This is a genomic window from Streptomyces anulatus (assembly GCF_014650675.1).
In the GTDB taxonomy this organism is placed as follows: Bacteria; Actinomycetota; Actinomycetes; order Streptomycetales; family Streptomycetaceae; genus Streptomyces; species Streptomyces anulatus.
The window spans coordinates 741,280-762,258 of record NZ_BMVK01000002.1 but is presented as its reverse complement, the minus strand read 5'-3'; the positions used below and the strand labels follow the sequence as shown (position 1 = coordinate 762,258).

General features: G+C 72.4%; 19 protein-coding genes. 8 read left to right on the top strand and 11 right to left on the bottom strand.

The annotated features are described in order from the left end of the window. Nucleotides 1-66: 66 nt before the first annotated feature. A complete protein-coding gene (gene trhA / locus IE272_RS08040; RefSeq protein ID WP_050360332.1) occupies nucleotides 67-759 on the bottom strand; it encodes a PAQR family membrane homeostasis protein TrhA in 693 nt (230 codons plus the stop codon). Between the two features lie 224 nt (nucleotides 760-983). Here trhA and IE272_RS08035 point away from each other — a divergent pair, with 224 nt between their 5' ends. Next, a complete protein-coding gene (locus IE272_RS08035; RefSeq protein ID WP_190006525.1) occupies nucleotides 984-2,834 on the top strand; it encodes a phosphoenolpyruvate carboxykinase (GTP) in 1,851 nt (616 codons plus the stop codon). A gap of 157 nt (nucleotides 2,835-2,991) precedes the next feature. On the opposite strand, the gene IE272_RS08030 is transcribed toward IE272_RS08035, so the two are convergent. The 7 genes from IE272_RS08030 to IE272_RS08000 all read right to left on the bottom strand — a co-directional run bounded on the left by IE272_RS08030 (nucleotide 2,992) and on the right by IE272_RS08000 (nucleotide 10,616). Next, the gene (locus tag IE272_RS08030) at nucleotides 2,992-3,678 is read right to left on the bottom strand and encodes a hypothetical protein (protein ID WP_373304159.1); all 687 of its coding nucleotides are present in this window, start codon (nucleotides 3,676-3,678) and stop codon (nucleotides 2,992-2,994) included. Then, on the bottom strand, nucleotides 3,665-5,281 hold the full coding sequence (locus tag IE272_RS08025) for a vWA domain-containing protein (RefSeq protein WP_098892515.1): 1,617 nt from the start codon (nucleotides 5,279-5,281) through the stop codon (nucleotides 3,665-3,667). Before IE272_RS08025 ends, IE272_RS08030 begins: the two co-directional genes overlap by 14 nt. Next, on the bottom strand, nucleotides 5,278-6,543 hold the full coding sequence (locus tag IE272_RS08020; protein ID WP_190006524.1) for a toxic anion resistance protein: 1,266 nt from the start codon (nucleotides 6,541-6,543) through the stop codon (nucleotides 5,278-5,280). The genes IE272_RS08025 and IE272_RS08020 overlap by 4 nt, the downstream gene beginning before the upstream one ends. A 98-nt stretch (nucleotides 6,544-6,641) precedes the next feature. Further along, on the bottom strand, nucleotides 6,642-7,769 hold the full coding sequence (locus IE272_RS08015) for a hypothetical protein (RefSeq protein ID WP_229897231.1): 1,128 nt from the start codon (nucleotides 7,767-7,769) through the stop codon (nucleotides 6,642-6,644). 119 nt (nucleotides 7,770-7,888) lie between these two features. Next, nucleotides 7,889-8,284, bottom strand: a complete 396-nt coding sequence (locus IE272_RS08010) for an SCO4983 family protein (RefSeq protein ID WP_050360164.1) — start codon at nucleotides 8,282-8,284, stop codon at nucleotides 7,889-7,891. A gap of 81 nt (nucleotides 8,285-8,365) precedes the next feature. Then, nucleotides 8,366-9,577: a pyridoxal phosphate-dependent aminotransferase gene (locus tag IE272_RS08005; protein ID WP_050360163.1), complete on the bottom strand. Its 1,212-nt coding sequence runs from the start codon at nucleotides 9,575-9,577 to the stop codon at nucleotides 8,366-8,368. 226 nt (nucleotides 9,578-9,803) lie between these two features. After that, on the bottom strand, nucleotides 9,804-10,616 hold the full coding sequence (locus IE272_RS08000) for an arylamine N-acetyltransferase family protein (protein ID WP_050360162.1): 813 nt from the start codon (nucleotides 10,614-10,616) through the stop codon (nucleotides 9,804-9,806). Between the two features lie 197 nt (nucleotides 10,617-10,813). Between IE272_RS08000 and IE272_RS07995 the strand changes: the two genes are divergently transcribed. Next, entirely contained in the window at nucleotides 10,814-11,143 is a 330-nt protein-coding gene (locus IE272_RS07995; RefSeq protein ID WP_050360161.1) for a hypothetical protein, read from the top strand. A gap of 101 nt (nucleotides 11,144-11,244) precedes the next feature. Here IE272_RS07995 and IE272_RS07990 read toward each other — a convergent pair whose 3' ends face one another. Next, nucleotides 11,245-12,063 (bottom strand): NAD(P)-dependent oxidoreductase, encoded by an 819-nt coding sequence (locus tag IE272_RS07990; protein WP_190006523.1) that lies wholly within the window; start codon nucleotides 12,061-12,063, stop codon nucleotides 11,245-11,247. Between the two features lie 97 nt (nucleotides 12,064-12,160). Here IE272_RS07990 and IE272_RS07985 point away from each other — a divergent pair, with 97 nt between their 5' ends. Continuing rightward, entirely contained in the window at nucleotides 12,161-12,655 is a 495-nt protein-coding gene (locus IE272_RS07985; protein ID WP_190006522.1) for a winged helix-turn-helix transcriptional regulator, read from the top strand. 114 nt (nucleotides 12,656-12,769) lie between these two features. Continuing rightward, nucleotides 12,770-13,663, top strand: coding sequence for a S1 family peptidase (locus IE272_RS07980; RefSeq protein ID WP_050360158.1), 894 nt, complete (start codon nucleotides 12,770-12,772; stop codon nucleotides 13,661-13,663). Nucleotides 13,664-13,747: 84 nt separating this feature from the next. On the opposite strand, the gene IE272_RS07975 is transcribed toward IE272_RS07980, so the two are convergent. Beyond that, complete coding sequence (locus IE272_RS07975; RefSeq protein WP_190006521.1) at nucleotides 13,748-15,373, bottom strand: N-acyl-D-amino-acid deacylase family protein; 1,626 nt, start codon at nucleotides 15,371-15,373, stop codon at nucleotides 13,748-13,750. Nucleotides 15,374-15,409: 36 nt separating this feature from the next. Continuing rightward, a complete protein-coding gene (locus IE272_RS07970) occupies nucleotides 15,410-16,747 on the bottom strand; it encodes an alanine racemase (RefSeq protein WP_056700923.1) in 1,338 nt (445 codons plus the stop codon). 133 nt (nucleotides 16,748-16,880) lie between these two features. Here IE272_RS07970 and IE272_RS07965 point away from each other — a divergent pair, with 133 nt between their 5' ends. From IE272_RS07965 to IE272_RS07950, 4 genes are all read left to right on the top strand, one after another. Then, entirely contained in the window at nucleotides 16,881-18,020 is a 1,140-nt protein-coding gene (locus tag IE272_RS07965) for a sugar kinase (RefSeq protein ID WP_190006520.1), read from the top strand. Continuing rightward, nucleotides 18,017-18,775 carry an IclR family transcriptional regulator gene (locus tag IE272_RS07960; RefSeq protein WP_007460289.1) on the top strand — a complete coding sequence of 253 codons (759 nt, stop codon included), beginning with the start codon at nucleotides 18,017-18,019 and terminating at the stop codon, nucleotides 18,773-18,775. Before IE272_RS07965 ends, IE272_RS07960 begins: the two co-directional genes overlap by 4 nt. Before the next feature lie 6 nt (nucleotides 18,776-18,781). After that, complete coding sequence (locus IE272_RS07955) at nucleotides 18,782-19,192, top strand: RidA family protein (protein WP_007460291.1); 411 nt, start codon at nucleotides 18,782-18,784, stop codon at nucleotides 19,190-19,192. 296 nt (nucleotides 19,193-19,488) lie between these two features. Beyond that, nucleotides 19,489-20,964, top strand: a complete 1,476-nt coding sequence (locus tag IE272_RS07950) for a GntP family permease (protein ID WP_069753717.1) — start codon at nucleotides 19,489-19,491, stop codon at nucleotides 20,962-20,964. Nucleotides 20,965-20,979: the final 15 nt, after the last annotated feature.

Here is a 20,979-nt window from a genome sequence, read left to right as displayed (position 1 = left end):
GCTGTCGTGGAAGCGCTGAGGGGCCGGTCGCCCGTGCGGCCGGCCCCTCGGTCGTACGGGTAACGCCTATCCGTGCTGGTACGCCACCAGCGAGATGCCCACGTAGTGCGCGACGAAGGCCGCCAGCGTCAGCGAGTGGAAGACCTCGTGGAAGCCGAACCAGCGCGGCGACGGGTTCGGCTTCTTGATCCCGTAGATCACACCGCCCGCGCTGTACAGCAGCCCGCCGACCACGACGAGGACCAGGACCGCGATGCCGCCGGTCCGCATGAAGTCGGGCAGGAAGAAGACCGCCGCCCAGCCCATCGCGATGTAGCACGGGGTGTAGAGCCAGCGCGGCGCGCCGACCCAGAACACCCGGAAGGCGATGCCCGCCGCCGCGGCCGCCCAGACCGCCCACAGCAGGGGCCGGGCGGTGGACTCGGGGAGCAGGAGCAGCGTCAGCGGCGTGTAGGTGCCCGCGATGATCAGGAAGATGTTGGCGTGGTCCAGGCGGCGGAGCACCGCCTCGCCGCGCGGTCCCCACGTGCCGCGGTGGTAGACCGCGCTGACGCCGAACAGCAGACAGGCGCTGAGGATGTAGACGCCACAGGCGATCCGGGCCGTCGTGCTGTCGGTCAGGGCGATCAGGGTGATCCCGGCGATCAGCACCGCTGGGAACATTCCGGCGTGCAGCCAGCCGCGCATGCGCGGTTTGACGGGGGTGGGGTCGAGTACGACGGGGCCCGGGGTCGCGGCGTCAGCGGCAACGTCAGTCATGACCCGCATGCTACCTACGCCACCGTAAGTAGTGGATTTGGGGCGTAAATGAGTGGCGATGCTCACGTGTGAGCCCCCCTGGACATATGGGCGGAACGGTCGGATGATCAAATGAGTGCAGTCGGCACCGGATGAGCGCCAGGGGAATTCGAAGGGTACGAAGCATCCGGGTCGCAGCCCCCACGGGGCCTACAGACAACTGACACCCTCAACTAGGAGCGATCGTGGCGCGCGACATCGCGGCTCCCCTCACTGTCCCCACCCACCACCAGGAGCTGGTCTCCTGGGTCGACGAGATCGCAGCGATCACCCAGCCGGACCGGGTGGTCTGGTGCGACGGCTCCGAGGCCGAGTACGAGCGCCTGTGCGGGGAGCTCGTGGCCAAGGGCACGTTCACCAAGCTGGACGAGATCAAGCGGCCGAACTCGTACTACGCCGCGTCCGACCCGAGCGATGTCGCCCGCGTCGAGGACCGTACGTTCATCTGCTCCAAGGAGGAGAGGGACGCGGGTCCGACCAATCACTGGAAGGACCCCGCCGAGATGCGGGCCATCTTTACCGGGGAAGAAGGAAACAGCTTCACCGGTGCGGACGGTGTCTTCCGCGGGTCCATGCGTGGGCGGACCATGTACGTCGTGCCCTTCTGCATGGGGCCCGTCGGCTCGCCGCTCTCCGCCATCGGCGTCGAGATCACCGACTCCGCGTACGTCGCCGTCTCCATGCGCACCATGACCCGCATGGGCCAGGCCGTCCTGGACGAGCTGGGCACCGACGGCTTCTTCGTGAAGGCCGTCCACACCCTGGGCGCTCCCCTGGAGGAGGGCCAGGAGGACGTCCCGTGGCCCTGCAACACCACCAAGTACATCTCGCACTTCCCCGAGGACCGCGAGATCTGGTCGTACGGCTCCGGCTACGGCGGCAACGCCCTGCTGGGCAAGAAGTGCTACGCCCTGCGCATCGCGTCCGTCATGGCCCGCGACGAGGGCTGGCTCGCCGAGCACATGCTCATCCTGAAGCTCACGCCGCCGCGCGGTGAGAGCAAGTACGTCGCGGCTGCCTTCCCCTCGGCCTGCGGCAAGACCAACCTCGCCATGCTGGAGCCGACCATCCCCGGCTGGACCGTGGAGACCATCGGCGACGACATCGCCTGGATGCGGTTCGGCGAGGACGGCCGCCTCTACGCGATCAACCCCGAGGCCGGCTTCTTCGGCGTCGCGCCCGGCACCGGCGAGCACACCAACGCCAACGCCATGAAGACCATGTGGGGCAACTCCGTCTTCACCAACGTCGCGCTCACCGACGACGGCGACGTCTGGTGGGAGGGCATGACCGAGGAGGCGCCCGCGCACCTCACCGACTGGAAGGGCAACGACTGGACCCCCGAGTCCGGCACGCCCGCCGCCCACCCCAACGCCCGCTTCACCGTCCCCGCCGGACAGTGCCCGATCATCGCGCCCGAGTGGGAGGACCCCAAGGGCGTGCCGATCTCGGCGATCCTCTTCGGCGGCCGCCGCGCCTCCGCCGTCCCGCTGGTCACCGAGTCCTTCGACTGGCAGCACGGCGTCTTCCTCGGGGCCAACGTCGCCTCCGAGAAGACCGCCGCCGCCGAGGGCAAGGTCGGCGAGCTGCGCCGCGACCCGTTCGCCATGCTGCCGTTCTGCGGCTACAACATGGGCGACTACATGAACCACTGGGTCAAGGTGGGCGCCGACAAGGCCGACCAGTCGAAGCTCCCGAAGATCTACTACGTGAACTGGTTCCGCAAGAACGACGCGGGCAAGTTCGTCTGGCCCGGCTTCGGCGAGAACAGCCGCGTCCTGAAGTGGATCGTGGAGCGCCTGGAGGGCAAGGGCGAGGGCGTCGAGTCCCCGATCGGCATCCTGCCGGCCAAGGGCGCGCTCGACACCGAGGGCCTGGACCTCTCCGAGGCCGACCTCGACTTCCTCCTCACGGTCGACAAGAAGGTCTGGCGCGAGGAGGCCGCCCTGGTCCCCGAGCACCTCAACACCTTCGGCGACCACACGCCCAAGGAGCTGTGGGACGAGTACCACGCGCTGGTGAAGCGCCTCGGCTGAGCCCCGCGCTCCCGCTGAACCCCGCGGCCGGGTCCGTCGGACATCCGCCCTGACCTGTGGGGCCGAACGACCCGCCGCGGTACGGGGCCTGTCCGCGCCGACAGCCCCGGAGGGCCTGTCCCCGACCAAGGACACCCTCCCGGCCCCCGGAACCCCCTCACGGTTCCGGGGGCCGCCCCTCCTTCGCGGGAGACGTGCGCCGCAGGCCGCCCCCGCCCCGGTCCTCCAGGTACTTCGTGTGGGACCGCTGGCGCAGCTCCTCCGCCTCCCGCAACCCGTCCACCAGCTCCTGCGCCTCCCCGTGCAGCAGCGCCACCTGCCGCTCCAGCTCCTCCTCCGGAGCCCGCGCGCCCGGCGCGAGCCGCGTCCACCACCGAGTCCGCAGATACGCGTCGACGGACTCCGGGACATCCCGGCGCACCGCCCGCGCCACCACGTGCACGCCCTCCGGATCCTCCGCCAGCGCCTCGGAGACCCAGCCGGGGGCCAGCAGCCCGTCCAGCAGGCCGGTCAGCGCGGTGAGCCGTTCCGTCGCGGCGTCCGGCAGGTCCACCCGGTCCAGATACGCCCGCAGGGTCACCAGGCCGGCCCGCAGCTCGTCCAGCCGGGACGACGGCTCCTCGAACGCGGGGGCGGCCGGCCGGGGCGGCGGGGCGAGCAGCGCGCCCGCCCCGTACAGCCCGCCGACCACCACCGGCCAGTACGCCCCCGCGAACCCGGCGAAGGTGAGGGCGAGACCGCCGAGGGCCGCGGCGCTGCCGGTCAGATTCCGGGCCGACTCCAGATAGCCGGCCGCGCGGGCCGCCACGGATCTCCCTCCGCCCCGGTTCCTACTGGTAGCCACGGATCTCCTCGAACGCCCCGTCCAGCGACCCGGGACCCTCCTCCTTCGTCCCGTCGAAGAGCCGGCCGCCGGTCAGTGAGGCGATCGATTCCAGCTCCGAGCGGTCGGAGTCGCCGAACACGATCGGGAACACCGGGGTGACCTGCCGGGCGGCGGGCAGCGCCCGGTAGAACGCCGCGAACTCCGCCGCCGACCGGCCCGCCGTGTTCTCGCCGTCCGTCATCAGCACGACGGAGGTGAACGCCGATTCGGTGTCCGGGCCGAGGTGGTCGTAGGCCGCGGCGAGCGACGAGTAGATCGCGGTGTCCCCCTCGGCCGTCAGCGCCGCGGCGTCCGCCCGGATCGCCGCCGGGCCCGCCTTCGGGTCCGCCGGGTCGACGGTGTGCGTGCGGACCTGTTTGACGGTGGACCCGAACGGCAGCAGCGTGACCTGTTCACGCTCACGGAAGTCGCCGGTCAGCCCGTTCAGCGCGGACTTCAGCTGCGCGAGCCGCCCGCCCTTCATCGACCCGGAGGTGTCCAGTACGTACACGGTCCGCGACGGCCGCCTCAACCGGTGCTCGTACGAGGACAGCAGCCCGTCCGCGACCGACCGCGTTCCGGGGAACGGCAGTTCGCGGCGCTGCTCGGGGGAGAGCGGATCGGCGGGACGCGCGGCGGCGACGACCGGCCGGCGCAGGGTCCGCGCGGTGATCTCCCGCTGCACCCCGGTGGACCGGAAGTGCTCGGCCAGGGCCCGCACCGCGTCCCGGGCGTCGGGCGTGGCCCCGGTGAGCGCGCTCAGCGGGTAGTCGGCGGTCACCACCCCGTCGCGGGGGCGGATCACCGTCAGCCCGGCGCCGGTGTCCCGGTTCAGGGACAGCAGCACCGACTCGTAGTTGATCAGCGCGTCCACCGTGGAGCGCCGGGCGTACGCGGAGGCCAGCCAGCCCGAGGAGCCGGAGGTCAGCCGCTGCCCGGCGAAGAACTCCTTCAGCTTCGGCCCGGCCTTGCGGACATCGGCGTCGGTGAGCGCCGCCTGCGCGCCGGAGAGCCCGGACGCCACCGAGATCAGCGCGGCGAAACCGGAGTTGGAGCGGCTCGGATCGGTCATCCCGTACGTCAGGTCCCCGGCCGCGACCGCCCGGTGGACCTGCGCCCAGCTGACCGCCCCGGCATCCCAGCCGAGCCGCCGTACCGTCGCGGGCCGTACCCCGAGGGCGACCGGGGAGGCCATCAGCGGGGTCTCGGAGGCGATCCGGCGCGCGGCCTCCGGGTCGAGGCGCAGATAGTCGTTGGACGACAGCCACACCGCGTCGAACGCCCCGTCCGCCTTCCCGGACGCCAGGCGCTCCACGGCGTCCAGCGTGCCCGCCCAGGTGGGGCGCACGGTGATCCCGGTCGCCTCGCGGGCCTTCTCCAACAGGGGTTCCATGTCGCTGAGTTCGCTGGAGGCCAGCACCCGGACGGTTCCCGTGCTAGGCCGTCCGTCGTCGTCCCGGCCGGTGTCCCGTCCGGCGTCCCGGTCCGTCGTGCAGGCGGCGAGCGGGACGAGCAGGGCCGCGGCCAGCAGCGGGAGGAACGCGCGCCGGGCCGGGGAGCCCTTTCCCGGGCCGCTGTTCATGAGCGGCCTCCTTCCAGCGTGGAGTCGGCGGCCCGGCTGCGTTCCAACCGGGCTCCGGCCTCCTGGAGTTCGGCGGTCAGCGACTCCACGGTGGCGGCCATGGTCTCGGTCGCCCGCGCCTTGTAGGTGTCGATGGCGTCGAGCGTCGCGTAGATCTGCCCGAACGCGGTGCGCAGGGTCTCGACGCCGACCGCGGGGTCGGCCGCGATGCGCTGGATCTCCCCGCTCTGCGTGGCGAGCATCTCCGCGTTGCCCCGGATCAGGTCCTCGGTGGTCGAGCGCAGCACCTGCACCTGCTCGGTCACCCGGCGCTGGTTCTCCAGCGCCGAGGACAGCATCACCGCGATCCGCAGCGCCGACACGGTGGTGGTGGCCGCCCGGTCGACCCCCTTGATCAGCTCGTCGTTGTTGCGCCGTACGACGTCCATCGCCAGGTACCCCTGCGCGCAGACCGCGATCTGGGTCAGCAGGTCCTGGTGCTTCTGCCGCACGGGGAAGAGGACGTCGGCCCGCAGCGCGTCCGCGCGTGCCGGATCGCCCATGGCCCCGGCCTCCGCGATGCGCCGCTCCACGACGCCGTCGAGGGCCTCGGTGAGCACCGCGTACTCCTGCAACTTGCCCATGGAGTCCCACAGACGGCTGCGCTCGGTGTGCAACGCGGCTTTGTCGCGCCGCAGTTCGTCCTGGCCGCTGCGGAGCGATCCGACGATCCGGTCGAGGGTCCCCTTGGCGGAGGCGTACTTCGCGACGTGGTCGCGCAGCCGGCGCCCGCCCGGCAGCCGGGACAGCAGCCGGCGGGCCCCGCGCCCCGGGGTGTCGCGCGGATCCAGGTCCTCCACCGTGCGGCGCAGTTCGACGAGCGAGGACCCCACACGGGCCGGGGCGTCGCCCTCGCCGGAGGCGAGCGCGCGGACGGTGCGGTCCAGCATCCGGTTGGACTGCTGGGCGGCGCTGCGGATGTCGCCCTGCCCGAGCGCGGCGATCTCGCCGACCCGGGCGCCGAATTCGGGGGAGCGGGCGTCGAGTCCGGCGAGGCTGTCGACGTACTCCTCGGCGCGCCGGACCATGTCGGCGCGCACGGCCTCCGCGACCGGGACGAGCCCGGCTGCCTGCTCGGCGCGGACGGGGGCGACGGGCGCGGGCGGGGTGAGCACGAGCGGGGTGGTCGGCGGGTCGAACGGCCGTCGGGGGTCCGGGGGTCCGGCGGGCCTGGATCCGGCGTCCTGAGGCCCGGCGTTCCGGGCTCCGGCGTCCTGGGGCATGGTGGCGGTCTCCTGTGCTGCGAGTGCGGGTCCGGAAGCCGGGAACAGGCCCGGCTGCCGGGACCGCGGGACAGGGCTGAGTGCGGGCGGTGGCGTCGTCAGCCGCGGGCCCGCCGTGCCATCGAGCGCAGCACCTCCGCGGTGGGCACGGGCGCCTGGCGTACGCCGGTCAGCCGCTGGTCGATGTAGGCGGTGTGATCCGCGGTCGCGGTGATGAACTCGGCCGCCGCGCCCTGGGGCCGGAAGCCGTGCCGTACAGCCAGCTCCCGCAGCCCGGGGTCGGTGGACAGCAGCTCGCCGAGCTCGCGGCCGTGGTCGGTCAGCGGTACGAGAGTGTGGTCGCTGGACACCGTGGTGTCCGGGTAGAGGACGACGAGGTCGCCGATCTCCTGTCGCTGACTGCTCATCAGGAGCGAGGCCACCTGCGACTCGTAGACCAGCACGATGGGGTTGCCCACTCCGCTGATGAAGTCGCGGAACGGCGCGTCGCTGCTCGTCTGCTGCGCGCCCTGCACCTGGACGAGCTTGCGCATCAGGGGCGCGGTGCGCTCCACGGCCTTCGCGTCCGTGGCGACCCGGCCGCCGTCGGCGACGTACGAGGCGGCGGCGAGGTAGAGCGCGCCGGAGTTGGAGGCGACGGGGTCGGTGCTCGTGATGAACACCGTGCCGCTCAACTCGGAGTGCCCGGACGCCCCCTTGAGCTGCTGCCAGGTCCGGTCGTCCTCGGCCGCCGCCAGGTAGGGGCCCATGAGCAGCGTCCCCTGTGTGGTGAACTTCGACCCGCCGTCGGCCCGCAGCCGGGCCAGCCCGTTGTCCGCGAGGACCTCGGCCGCGTTGCGGTGGGCGACCACGACGAGCGGCGAGTAGAACGGCCGCAGCGGGCCGCCCTGGGCCTCGGACCCCCGGCGCAGCTCATCGGCCGGGGCCTTCGAGCCGGGGAAGGCGAAGTCGTAGCCCTTCAGGGGCAGTCGGTCCATCGCCCAGGAACCGGAGGTCTCCGTCCGGACGGTGAACCCCTTGGCCGCGAGGGCCTTCACGGTGTCGGGGTCGGCGAAGAACTCGGCCTTCTCCGACCCGATCACTCCGCGCACGGTCTTTCCGGCCGTGCCGCTGTCCCCGCTGTCGCGGCCCAGGGCGACGGCCGCGGCCACACCGGCGATCAGCACGACCGCCAGGACGATTCCCACGATGCGTCTCACCTGCGCAGCGTGCTCGCGGAAACCCACATTCCGGGCCGAGTTGGGTGGACGGCAGATGAAGGGGCCATCCCAGAACGCAACGGCCCCTGCGGAGAGGGGTCATGGCACCCGGTCCGCGCGCCTCGACGGCACGCGGACCGGGGCCGTCAGTGGGCGCCGACCAGCTGCCCGGAGGGGGCGGGTCCGGCGAGGGCCGCGGTGTGGGCGTCCATCCGTATCGCGGCGAGGATGGCGGCCGTTGTGTCGGCGCGGGACGCGGCCACCAGCAGGGCACGGCCCGCGAGGGCGTGGGCGCGGCGGTGGAGGTCCGCGGGGGCGGCGTCGGTCAGGCCGGCGTGCCGGGCGGGCGGGGCGCCGCGCAGCCGGGCCACCTGCTCGGCGATACGGTCGCCCGCCGCGCCGAGGCCCAGCTCGTCGGTGACCGCGAGGAGGGCGGCCAGGTGCCCGGCGAGCTGGATGTCCAGCTCCTCCTCGCGGCTGCGGTGCGGAAAGTCCGCGTCGGCCGGGGTGTGGACCGAGGGGCTGCGGATCGGCTCGTACATGGATGGCCTCCCGATGGTGCGTGGAACCATCCTACATTGGATTGAGTCTAAAGTTGTGTCCGGTCCGGAAGAGTGATGGGCCTAAGGCTGTCCGTAACCGTCCAGGAAGGTGCCGATCCGGGTCACGGCGTCGGTCAGGTCCTCGACCGTCGGCAGCGTGACGATCCGGAAGTGGTCGGGCTCGGGCCAGTTGAAGCCGGTGCCCTGCACGACCATGATCTTCTCGGCCCGCAGCAGGTCCAGCACCATCTGCCGGTCGTCCTTGATCTTGTAGACCTTGGGGTCGAGCCGGGGGAAGAGGTACAGCGCCCCCTTCGGCTTCACGCAGGTCACCCCGGGGATCGAGGTCAGCAGCTCGTACGCCGCATCCCGCTGCTCCAGGATCCGGCCGCCGGGCAGCACCAGGTCCTGGATCGACTGCCGTCCGCCGAGCGCGGTGGCCACCGCGTGCTGCGAGGGCATGTTGGCGCAGAGCCGCATGTTGGCGAGGATCGTCAGCCCCTCGATGTACGAGGTGGCGTGCGCCTTCGGGCCGCAGACGGCCATCCAGCCGGAGCGGTAGCCGGCCACCCGGTAGTTCTTGGAGAGCCCGTTGAAGGTCAGCACCATGAGGTCCGGGGCCAGCGCCGCCGTCGGGGTGTGGGTCGCGCCGTCGTAGAGGATCCGGTCGTAGATCTCGTCGGAGCAGACGATCAGGTTGTGCCGCCGGGCGATCTCGGTGAGACCGCGCAGCATCTCGTCGTCGTACACCGCGCCGGTCGGGTTGTTCGGGTTGATGATCACCAGGGCCTTGGTGCGGTCGGTGATCTTCCGCTCGATGTCCGCGAGGTCCGGCATCCAGTCGGCCTGCTCGTCGCACCGGTAGTGCACGGCCGTCCCGCCCGCCAGCGAGACCGAGGCGGTCCACAGCGGATAGTCGGGGGCCGGTACGAGCACCTCGTCGCCGTCGTCCAGCAGCGCCTGCATCGACATCTGGATCAGCTCGGAGACACCGTTGCCCAGGTAGATGTCCTCGACGTCGAGGTCGATCCCCTTGGTCTGGTAGTGCTGCATCACCGCACGGCGCGCGGACAGCAGGCCCTTCGCGTCGCCGTAGCCGTGCGCGCCCGCGACGTTGCGCAGGATGTCCTCGAGGATCTCCGGCGGGCACTCGAACCCGAAGGCGGCGGGGTTGCCCGTGTTCAGCTTGAGGATGCGCTGGCCGGCCGCTTCCAGCCGCATCGCCTCCTCCAGCACGGGACCCCGGATCTCGTAACAGACGTTGGCGAGCTTCGTGGACTGGATGACCTGCATGTCCGCGAGCTTACGGCGGCGTTTCGCGAGGTGCGCGGGGATTGCTCCCGGCGTACACCCTCCGGGGCGACTCCCCGCCCCGCCCCGTCTTCCATCGCCATGCCCGCCGCCGCCCCGGACCGTGGGATCGCCCGGTCGGGGCGGCGTCGCGGCTTGGAAAGGGGCGTGGGCGGCCGGAACGGGTGAGATGCGCCACGCGGGGTCCCCGGGCGCCCGCCCGGTGCCGTCACTCCGGCAGCCGGGCCCCCTCCGGGAGCCGGATGCCGAAGTCGTCCGCCAGGACCCGCAGCGCCTCGTCGCCGTCCTCGAGCCGCCGCTCCCGGATCGTGCCGTCGTCGGCCGTCTCCACCAGGTCGAGCCCGGACAGCGCGAGGTGGGATCCGATCCGGGTGCGCTGCGCGTACACCGCCTGCCGGAACGGTGAGCGCGGGTGCGTCGCGATGAACCAGTTGATCACTTCGTAGTCCGGCTTCTCGTACGGGTCCAGGGTGAACCCGTACTGCGGCTCCCACGACCCGCCCTTCTCGGCCTGGAGCTCCCACAGGGGCAGCGGACCGTGGTGCGGTGCGTGGACCAGGCGGTGGTGGCGCGGCGCGTCGAACAGTTCGGCGCCCTCCACCAGCTCGATCGGCTCCAGCAGGGCTCCGACCGTCCCGAATCCGACGTCCGCCAGATACGGGTGCGGCTCGCCCGCCACGTCCACCCGCATCAGCATGTGCGTACGGGGCCGGATGTCGCCCGGCGCGGCGCCCAGCACCACCCGGGCGGTCAGCGGAGTCACGGAGAAGCCGATCTGCCTCAGCGCGGTCGAGAAGAGGGTGTTGTGCTCGTAGCAGTACCCGCCGCGCCCGCCGCGCACGAGCTTCGCCTCCAGGTCGTCGAGTGCCAGCGACGGGGCGGAGCCGAGGACGGCTTCCAGGTTCTCGAACGGGATGCCGATCAGGTGGGCGCGGTGCAGGGACCGCAGCACCTCCAGCGTGGGTCGGGGCTTTCCGGTCCAGCCGATGCGGGCGAAGTACGCGTCGAGGTCGAGAGTCATACGCCGACCGTACGCAGCCGGGGCGCGGGCGCGCCTCCGGCTGCGGACCGAAGTGCGCGACCGGACGGCCTCGGTCTCCGGACCGACACCCGGGAGGCCCGGACCGGGGCGCCGGGTCCGCGCTCCGGGCGGGTGCGGCGGCTCAGATCTTGCTCAACTCGGGTGAGAGCCGGGCCGGGCCGGGTAGCGGTGGACCCATGAGCATGTTCCGGAAGCCCCAGCCCCTCGCCGTACTCGTCCTCCGCGACGCCCCCGATGTCGTCGCCGGGCTCCGGCATGCGCTGGAGAGCGCCACGGACGCCGAGCGCCCCGGTCTGGAGCGTGCCCTCGCCCTGGCCGAGGACTCCGCCGCCCGCCCGGACGCGGAGCTGCGCGGCCGGTGGGTGCGACAGCGGCTCGCCGCCGCAGGACACGAGGGGCCGGCGGACTCCGTGGAGGCCATCAAGATCCTGCGCCGGGCCGAACCGGGCCTGACGCTGCTCCAGGCCGTGACGTACGCGAAGGAGGCCGAGGCGGCGGAAGCCTGACGCGGACGGGTCCGGAACGCCGGGGCGGGCGGTTCCGGAAAGCCCGAGGCGGACGGGGGCCGGTGCGCGGGGTCGGGCCGGGCCGGGCCGGGGGCGCGCTGTCACATGCCGCTCACCGACCCCGCCGACGCGACCAGCAGGGCCGTGTCGACGCCCTGCTCCTGTGCCGTGCGGAGCAGCGCCGCGTCCCCCGCCGCCGCCACGGCCGGGCTCGTGGGGTCCTCGGCCACGGGTCCGCCCGCGTAGGCCGCCGTCGCCGGGGCCATCGCGGTGAGCCAGCCGGCCAGCAGCGCGCCGAACTCCTTCCGGTCGATGCCCGCGTTCTCCACCAGCGCGGCCGCGTGCCGGGCTCCGGCGAACATGGCGGTCATCGCGCTGAGCAGCGCCACGTCGTGGAGTGCGGCGAAGCCGGGGTCGGCGCCGACGTACCGGGTGGCGGCGGGCACGGCCAGCACCTCGCGGTGGGCGTCGAAGACCTCGCGGGAACCGCTGTAGAAGACATAGCCGCCGGCCTCCGGGACGCCGATCATCGGCGGTACGGCCATGATCCCGCCGTCCAGGAAGTGGGCGCCGCGCTCGTTCGCCCAGGCCGCCCGGGTGCGCGACTCGGCGGGGGTGGAGGTGGTGAGGTCGACCAGGTCCTTGCCCGTGAGGTCGGCCTCCGCCAGCGCCTCGCGCACCGAGGCGTCGTCCAGGAGGCAGGTGACGACGAGCGGGCTCGCGGCCACCGCCTCCGCCGCCGTCGCGGCCACCCGCGCGCCGGCGGCGGCGAGTTCGGCGCTCCGGCCGGGGCTGCGGTTCCAGACGGTCAGGGGGTGGCCGGCGGCGAGCCAGGTACGGGCGAGCGCGACGCCCATCGCGCCGAGGCCGAGCAGGGTGAGAGGGGCGGGCCGGGTGGTAGCAGAGGTGTTGTCGGACATGCCGATTAGGCTGGTCGAAGGCGCCGGGGGCAACAAGTACGCACTACGGAGTGGGTGGTTACCTCGCGGTTAGCGACCAGGTGGGGGAGGGCGGACGATGCGGATCGTACGGAGGCCAGGGGCTTTCGTCTGCGGGATCGACGCGGCGATGGACGTGATCGGCGGCAAGTGGAAGGTGCTCATCCTGTGGGCGCTGAACGAGCGGACCTGCCGCTTCGGTGAGCTGCGCCGCGCCGTGACCGGGGTGACCGAGAAGGTGCTCAGCTCCCATCTCAAGGAGCTGGAGGACGACGGCATCGTGCACCGCGAGGTCTATGCGGAAGTGCCGCCGCGCGTGGAGTATTCGCTCACCCCGCTGGGCCTCTCGCTGAACGCCGCGCTGGAACCGCTGGGGCTGTGGGGGCGCGAACACATCTATCGCGGTGCGGAGGAGGCCGGAGGCGGTGTCGATGCCGGAGTCGGTGTCGATACCGGAGTCGGAGTCGGTGTCGGTGTCGGTGTCGATGCCGGAGTCGGCGTCGGCGTCGGAGTCGGCGCCGGGGCCGATTGCGGGGCCGAGCCGCAGGTCGTGGCGGGGCTGGGGCACGGGTAGCGGCAGCCCCGGCCGGAACTGACCCCTTGTGATGGCCTGACATCTGCGCCAACATGCGCATGTCAAACGCCGGAAGATCTCCGGTCCTTGGCATCACTGGAGGGGACCCCCCACATGAACAAGCCTCTCGTCGGTGCGTTTCTTGCTGCTCTGCTCCTGGGAGCGGGTGTCGCGCCCGCCGTGGCGGCCGAGCCCGCCGGAAGCACGAGCGAGGTTTCGGCCGAAGCCGCACCGCAGACGAAGTACACCGCACCGGACACCGTGCCCGCCGCGAAGGCCGTGACCTTCGCCGGGACCGTCGCCCTCAGCAACTGTTCGGGCTCCGTGGTCCGTTCGCCCGACGCCGCCCCCACCGACCCCGCCCTCGTGCTCTCCAACGGGCACTGCATGGAGTCCGGCTTCCCGGGCCCCGGCGAGGTCGTCGTCGACCAGCCGTCCTCCCGGACGTTCACCCTGCTCAACGCCTCGGGCAGCGGTGTCGGCACGCTGAAGGCGAGCAAGATCGCGTACGGCACCATGACCGACACCGATCTCTCGCTCTACGAACTCACCAGCACCTACCAGCAGATAGAGGACAGCTACGGCATCCAGGCGCTGGAGCTGGAGACCGCCCACCCGACGGCGGGCACCGCCATCACGGTCGCCTCCGGCTACTGGAAGCGCACCTACAGCTGCGACATCGACGGCTTCGTCCACCAGCTCAAGGAGGGCCGGTGGACCTGGAAGGACTCGGTCCGCTACACCCCGGAGTGCCAGACCATCGGCGGTACGTCCGGCTCGCCGGTGATCGACGACGCCACCGGCAAGGTGGTCGCCGTCAACAACACCGGTAACGAGAGCGGCCAGGAGTGCACGGACAACAACCCGTGCGAGGTCGACGAGAACGGCGAGGTGACCGTCCGCGAGGGCATCAACTACGCCCAGCAGACGTACAACATGGTCCCGTGCATCGGGGCCGGCAGCACGATCGACCTCACCCGTGAGGGCTGCGCGCTGCCCAAGCCGTAGCCGCAGGTGATCCCGGCGCGCGCCGGGCGGTCCTGACATCCTCAGGGCCGCCGGGCGCGCGCCGTCCCGATTCCGCGGGAGCCCTCAGGGGGTCCCTGCGCCCGCTCCCCGGACCGCCCGGCCGGCGAGCGCCGAGGTCCGTCGGCCGTCCTCGATGACGAACCGGCCGTCGATCAGCACATGCGGGATGCCGACCGGGAGCGCGCGCGGCTCCTCGAACGTGGAGCCCGCCGCCACCGTGTCCGGGTCGAACAGCACCAGGTCCGCGCGGTACCCCTCGCGCACCAGGCCCCGGTCCGCGAGCCGCAGCCGGGCGGCCGGGCGCGAGGTCAGATGGGCGACGCACTCCTCCAGCGAGAGGATGCCCAACTCCCGGACGTACCGGCCGAGATACTGCGGGAACGTGCCGTACGCCCGGGGGTGCGGCTTGTCGCCCTGGAGGATGCCGTCGCTGCCTCCGGTGTGCACCGGGTGCCGCATGATCTGCTGGACGTTCTCCTCGTGGCCCACGTGCTGGAGGATCGTCGTCCCGAGCCGGTCCTCGGTGAGCAGCCGCCGGGCGGTCACCCAGGGCTCCTCGCCCCGCAGCGCCGCCGACTCCGCCACCGTACGGCCCACGTACCCGGCCAGCCGTGAAGTGCCGACGCCGGAGATCTCGATCGTGTCCCACTCGATCGGCACCCCGTGGCAGCCGTCCGAGCCCAGCACCTCCAGGTGGTGCCGGATCCTCTCCGCGCTCTCCGCGTCCGCGAGCCGGGCGAGGATCGCGTCCGGGCCGCCCTCGCTCACCCAGCTCGGCAGCATGGCCACCAGCGTGGTGCAGCCCGGGGTGTACGGGTAGGTGTCGAGCGAGATGTCGGCCCCGGCGGCCAGCGCCCCGTCGAGCAGGGCGAGGAGATCCGGCGCCCTGCCCTTGTTCACGCCGAAGTTCATCGTGGCGTGGGCGAGATGCAGGGCGCAGCCGGCGTTCCGGGTGAGCTGCACCATCTCCTCGTACGCTTCGAGCGCCCCGGCCCCGTAACTGCGGTGGTGCGGGCAGTAGTAGCCGCCGTGGCGGGCCACCACCCGGCACAGCTCGGTGAGTTCGGCGTCGTCCGCGTACATCCCGGGCGTGTAGGTGAGGCCCGAGGACATGCCGACCGCGCCCTCCCGCATCCCCTGGTCCACCAGCTCCTTCATCCGGGCCAGCTCGGCGGTGGTGGCGGGCCGGTCGTCCCAGCCCACCGCGTACATCCGGACCGTGCCCTGCGGGATGAGGTAGGCGGCGTTCACCGCGATGCCCTGGCCGCCGAAGTTCCGGTCGAGACGGTCCAGATAACCGCCCACGGTGCGCCAGTCGAAGTCGATGTCGCTCCCGTCGCCGTTCCAGCCGGTGATGGAGCGCCGGACCTCGGCGAGTGTGCGGTCGTCGGCCGGGGCGTACGACAGCCCGTCCTGGCCCAGTACTTCGAGTGTGACGCCCTGCGCGGCCTTCGCGCTGTGGTCGGGGTCGCGCAGCAGCGCCAGGTCGCTGTGGGCGTGCATGTCGATGAAGCCGGGGGCGAGTGCGAGACCGTCCGCGTCCACGGTCCGCGCGGCGGTGGGGCGGGGGCCGGCGGAGCCCTCGGGGTGGATCTCGGCTATGCGGCCGCCGTCGAGGGCCACATCGGCGCGGTAGGAGGGCGCGCCGGTGCCGTCGACGACGAGCGCGTCACGCAGGACCAGGTCCATGGGTCACCTTTCCGATCGGGGGGCGGGGCCGCGGCTCTAGAAGAACGTGCGGATGTAGTCGGTGACCGTGCCGTCCGCCGTGACCAGTGGGATCAGCTGCCACTTGTCGAAGCTGGTGCAGGGGTGCGAGAGGCCCATGCCGACCCAGTCGCCCACCTCCAGCTCCGTGCCCGCCTCCGTGCGTACCCAGGTGTGCTGGTCGGAGAGGCCGGTGACCGTGACCCCGGTGGCGGGCCGGACCGAGCCGTCCCGGCCGGAGCGGACCACCTGCGCCTCGGGCAGATCGAGGTCGTAGGCCGCGTCCCGCTTGCCCGCGTTCAGGAACGCCTGCTCGCCGGAGGGGCGGGAGACGACCTGCGCCCAGAGGCGGAAGGCGGGCTCCAGCGCGCCTTCCGCGGGGACGCGGTTGAACGGGGTGAGGTGCTTGTAGTGCCCGTCGTCGTGCGAGACGTACGCACCCGAGCGCAGCAACTTCAGCACCGGCAGACTGAGTCCGGGGATCTCGGCGAAGACGTCCGCGACCGCGTCGAACCAGGCGCTGCCGCCCGCGCTGACGACGATCTCCTCGGCACCGGAGAACCGGCCGGCCGCGTCGAAGGAGGCCGCGAGCGCGACGAGCCGCCGCAGCCACTCCCGTACCCGCTCGGGATCGGCGTCCGGCACCTCGCCCTCGTACCCGGCCACACCCACCAGCCGCAGCGAGCCGGCCGCCGCCACCGCGTCGGCCACCGCCGCGCAGTCGGCCTCCGTACGGGCCCCGGTGCGCGCGCCCTCGCCCGCGCCCAGCTCCACGACCACGTCGACCGGGCGGGTGGCGCCCGCCGCGCCCAGGGCCGCCTCCATCAGCTCGACGCCGCGCACGGAGTCGACGTAACAGACGAAGCGGAACTCCGGGTCGGCCGTCATCTCGCCGGCCAGCCAGCGCAGGGCGACGGCGTCGACCAGCTCGTTGGCGAGGAAGATCCGCCCGATCCCGTACGCCCGGTAGACCCGCGCCTGGTGCGGCACGGCGGCCGTGATGCCCCACGCGCCGCGCTTCAGCTGGTCGACGAAGAGCTGCGGGGACATGGACGTCTTGCCGTGCGGGGCGAACGCGAGGCCGTGGCGCTCGGCGTACGTCTCCAGGAGGTCGAGGTTGTGCGCGACCGACTCGGCGGAGAGGGCGAGGACGGGGGTGGTGAACCCGCCGGTGAAGAGGTTGCGCCGCTCGGCGGCCAGGGCCCCGACGGTCAGGCCCTCCGCGTCCGGCGGCAGGGCCTTGAAGCGGTGGTCGACGCGTTCGTCGGCGAGGCCGGACGCCAGGGACGCGGGGGAGGCGCCGGGGGCGGAAGGCGCGGGGGCGGCGGTGTGGCCGGTGGGGCGTTCGGCTGCCAAGGGGAGCTCCTCGAAGTTCGTTGCAACATATGCAACACCCATTGCGTATATCGCTCAACGCTGTCTAACATCCGAGCCGATGCCCGGTCAATGGTGACCACCGGCCCGCACGCCGATCAGCGAGGAGCCCTCAGTGTCCGGACCCGCAGCAGGGACGGCCGACGCCGCCACGACCACCGATGTCGTCTGTCTCGGTGAGTCCATGGTGACGTTCCTGCCCTCGCAGCCCGGCCGCCTCGCCGACGTGCCCTCGTTCGGGCGCGGGATCGGCGGCGCCGAGTCCAACGTGGCCTGCGCGCTCGCCGCCGCCGGGCACCGGGCGGCCTGGGTCGGCCGGGTCGGCGCGGACGGCTTCGGCGACCACCTCGTCGAGACGATCGCGTCGTACGGGGTCGACACCTCGGCCGTCCGCCGCGATCCGGTGCGCCCGACCGGCATCTACTTCCGTACGGCCACGGACCGGGGGACCGACACGCACGAGGTCGCCTACTACCGGGCGGGGTCGGCGGCTTCCGCGATGTCCCCGGACAACGTTCCGTACGAGGACCTCCTCGCCGGCCGCATCCTGCACCTGTCCGGGATCACGGCCGCGCTGTCCGCCGACTGCCTGGCGTTGCTGCGGGACCTGACGGCTCCGCGGCCCGGCCGTCCGCTCGTCTCCTTCGACGTCAACCACCGGCCGCACCTGTGGCGGGGCGGGGGCGCCGACGCCTCCGTGCTGCTGGAGCTGGCCCGGCGGGCCGATCTGGTGTTCGTGGGCGAGGACGAGGCGGAGGAGGCGTGGGGGATCGTCGGCGCGGAGGCGATCCGGGCGGCGCTTCCGGAGCCGGCCGTGGTGGTCGTGAAGCGGGGGAGCGCGGGCGCGACGGTGTTCTCGGGGCTCCGCCCCGGACCCCGCTCCTCAAACGCCGGAGGGGCTGGAAATGCCGCCGGAGCCGGGTCCTCGGGTGCCGGAGGGGCTGAAGGTGCCGACACCGTCACGCTCGTCCCCGCCCTCCGCGTCGACGTCGTGGCCGCCGTCGGAGCGGGGGACGCGTTCGCCGCCGGGTTCCTCTCCGCCACTCTGCGCGGGCTGCCCGTGCGGGAGCGGGTCCGGCACGGGCACCTCATGGCCGCCGCCGTCCTCACCGTCCCCGGCGACCTCACCGACCCGCCCGCCCGCGACCACGCCGACCGCCTCGCGGCCCTCGACGACGACGCCTGGGGGAGACTTCGTCTCGGCCCCGGCTGGACCGCAGCCGACCGGGCCCCCGAGGAGGTACGCACACCATGAGCCAGACCGTCGACCGGGCACTGAGCATCCTGCCGCTGCTCGCCCAGGGACCCGCCGACCTCGGCCAGGTCGCCGAGCGGCTCGGCGTCCACAAGTCCACGGCGCTGCGGCTGCTGCGTACGCTCCACGAGCACGGCCTCGTCTACCGCCAGGAGGACCAGCGCTACCGCCTCGGCGCCCGGCTCTTCGCGCTCGCGCAGGAGGCCGTCGAGAACCTCGACGTACGCGAGATCGCCCACTCCCACCTGGTCGCGCTGAACGACCGGTGCGGGCACACCGTCCACCTCGCCGTGTACGAGGAGCAGGAAGTCCTCTACATCGACAAGGTCGAGAGCCGCTACCCGGTCCGGATGTACTCACGGATCGGCAAGCCCGTGGCGATCACCGTCGCCGCCGTGGCCAAGCTGCTGCTGGCCGACCTCACCGAGCCCGAGCGGCGCGTCATCGCCGAGAAGCTCGACTACCCCATGTACACGTCCCGTTCGACGCCCAACGCCGCCGCGTTCCTCAAGGAGCTCGCCGTCGTCCGCGAACAGGGATGGGCCACCGACCTCGGTGGCCACGAGGAGTCCATCAACTGCATCGGCGCCCCCATTCGCGGCGCGGACGGACGGGTCGTCGCGGCCATGTCGGTGTCCGCACCCAATGTGGTCGTCACGGCCGAGGAACTCCTCACCCTGCTCCCGCTGGTCCGGCGCACCGCCGAGACCATCAGCCGGGAGTACTCCGGCACCACCCGACCCAAGAAAGCCTGATCAGCCATGACCGAGAAGACCGCCCTCACCCCCTCCACCCACACCACGCCGCCCGCGAAGTTCTCGCACGGCGTGAAGAAGGGGAACATCCTCCAGGTCGCCGGCCAGGTCGGCTTCCTCCCCGCCGTGGAGGGCCAGGCCCCGACGCCCGCCGGTCCCACGCTCCGCGAGCAGACCCTCCAGACCTTCGCCAACGTCAAGGCGATCCTGGAGGAGGGCGGCGCGAGCTGGGACGACGTGATGATGATGCGCGTCTACCTCACGGACGTGGACCACTTCGCGGAGATGAACGAGATCTACAACACGTACTTCGCCGAGCAGAACCTCAAGGAGGCCCCCTCGGCCCGGACGACGGTCTACGTCGGCCTGCCCAAGGGCCTGCTCATCGAGATCGACGCCCTCGCGGTGCTCGGCTGACCACCCCGGCCCGCCGACCACCCCGGCCCGCCGACCACCCCGGCCCGCCGACCACCCCGGCCCGCCGACCACCCCGGCCCGCCGACCACCCCGGTCGGCCGACCACCGTGGTCAGTTGACCACCCCGGCCACGCCGCCGCCTCGGCCCGCCGACCCCCGTCCCCCGATCGCAGGCCCCCGCTGATCGCTTCACCCCATCCGCAGGACCGCTCCAGCACGCCGTACGGCACGGCGCCCCGCCCCCCGGGGGCGCCGTGCCGCGCTCCCCCCTGCCCTCCAGCACCACCGGAGTCCCCATGCTGCTCGCCGCCACCCCACCGCCGGTCGAGGCGCCACCGCACACCGGTGGCCTGCTCCTCCTGATCGACGGCACCGCCGGTCTGCTGACCGTCGCCGCCCTCGGCATCGCCCTCCTGCTCTTCCTGATCATCAAGGTCAGGCTCCAGCCGTTCGTCGCCCTGCTCGCGGTCTCCATAGCCGTCGGCCTCGGCGCCGGGCTCTCGGTCACCGAACTCTTCGGCACCGTGCAGAAGTCCGCCGCCGTCTCGGTCATCGAGTCCGGCATGGGCGGCATCCTCGGCCATGTCGCGATCATCATCGGGCTCGGCACCATGCTCGGCGCGATCCTCGAAGTGTCCGGCGGGGCCGAGGTGTTGAGCGCCCGCCTGCTGAACGCCTTCGGTGAGAAGCGCGCCCCGCTCGCGATGGGCATGACGGGCCTCGTCTTCGGTATCCCGGTCTTCTTCGACGTCGGCATCTTCGTCCTCGCGCCGATCGTGTACGCCGCCGCCAAGCGCTCCGGAAAATCGATCCTGCTCTACGCGATGCCGTTGCTGGCGGGCCTGTCGATGACCCATGCGTTCCTGCCGCCGCACCCGGGACCGGTGGCCGCCGCCGGACTCTTCAACGTCTCGCTCGGCTGGGTCATCCTGATGGGCGTCGTCGTCGGCGTCCCGTCGGTCATCGCCGCCTGGGCGTACGCGGCCTGGATCGGCAAGCGGATCTTCGTCGACGTCCCGCAGGACATGGTGGAGGCCGCCGAGGAGGCCAAGGCCGCCGTCGCCGCCGAACAGCGCGCCGCCGGGGTCACCCCGCACGAGAAGCCGGTTCCGCTCGCCACGGTCCTCGCGATCATCGGCACCCCGCTGATCCTGATCCTCGCCGCGACGTTCTCCTCCATCGCCCTGGACCCCTCCACGCTCCGCTCGGTGATCGAGTTCTTCGGCAACCCGTTCGTCGCCCTGACGATCGCCCTGTTCCTCGCGTACTACCTGCTGGGCATCCGGCGCGGCTGGTCCCGCAAGTCCCTGGAATCGGTCTCCACGTCCTCGCTCAAGCCCGTCGGCAACATCCTGCTGGTGGTCGGCGCGGGCGGCATCTTCGGCGCCGTCCTCAAGGGCAGCGGCATCGCGGACGCGCTGGCCGACACCTTCAACGACGTCGGCCTGCCGGTCATCCTGCTCGCCTGGCTGATCTCGGTCGTCCTGCGCGTCGCCCAGGGCTCGGCCACCGTCGCGATCGTCACGACGGCCGGGATCGTGGTCCCGCTGGTCGAGGGCCAGGACCTGTCCCAGGCCCACCTCGCGCTGATCATCATGGCGATCTCGGCGGGCTCGATCTTCGCCTCGCACGTGAACGACGGCGGCTTCTGGATGGTGTCGAAGTACTTCGGCATCAGCGAGCGCGACACCCTGAAGTCCTGGACCGTCCTGGAGACGGTGCTCTCGGTCGCGGGCTTCGTCGTCGCGGCGCTGCTCAGCCTGGTCATCTAGCGAACCGGCACACAC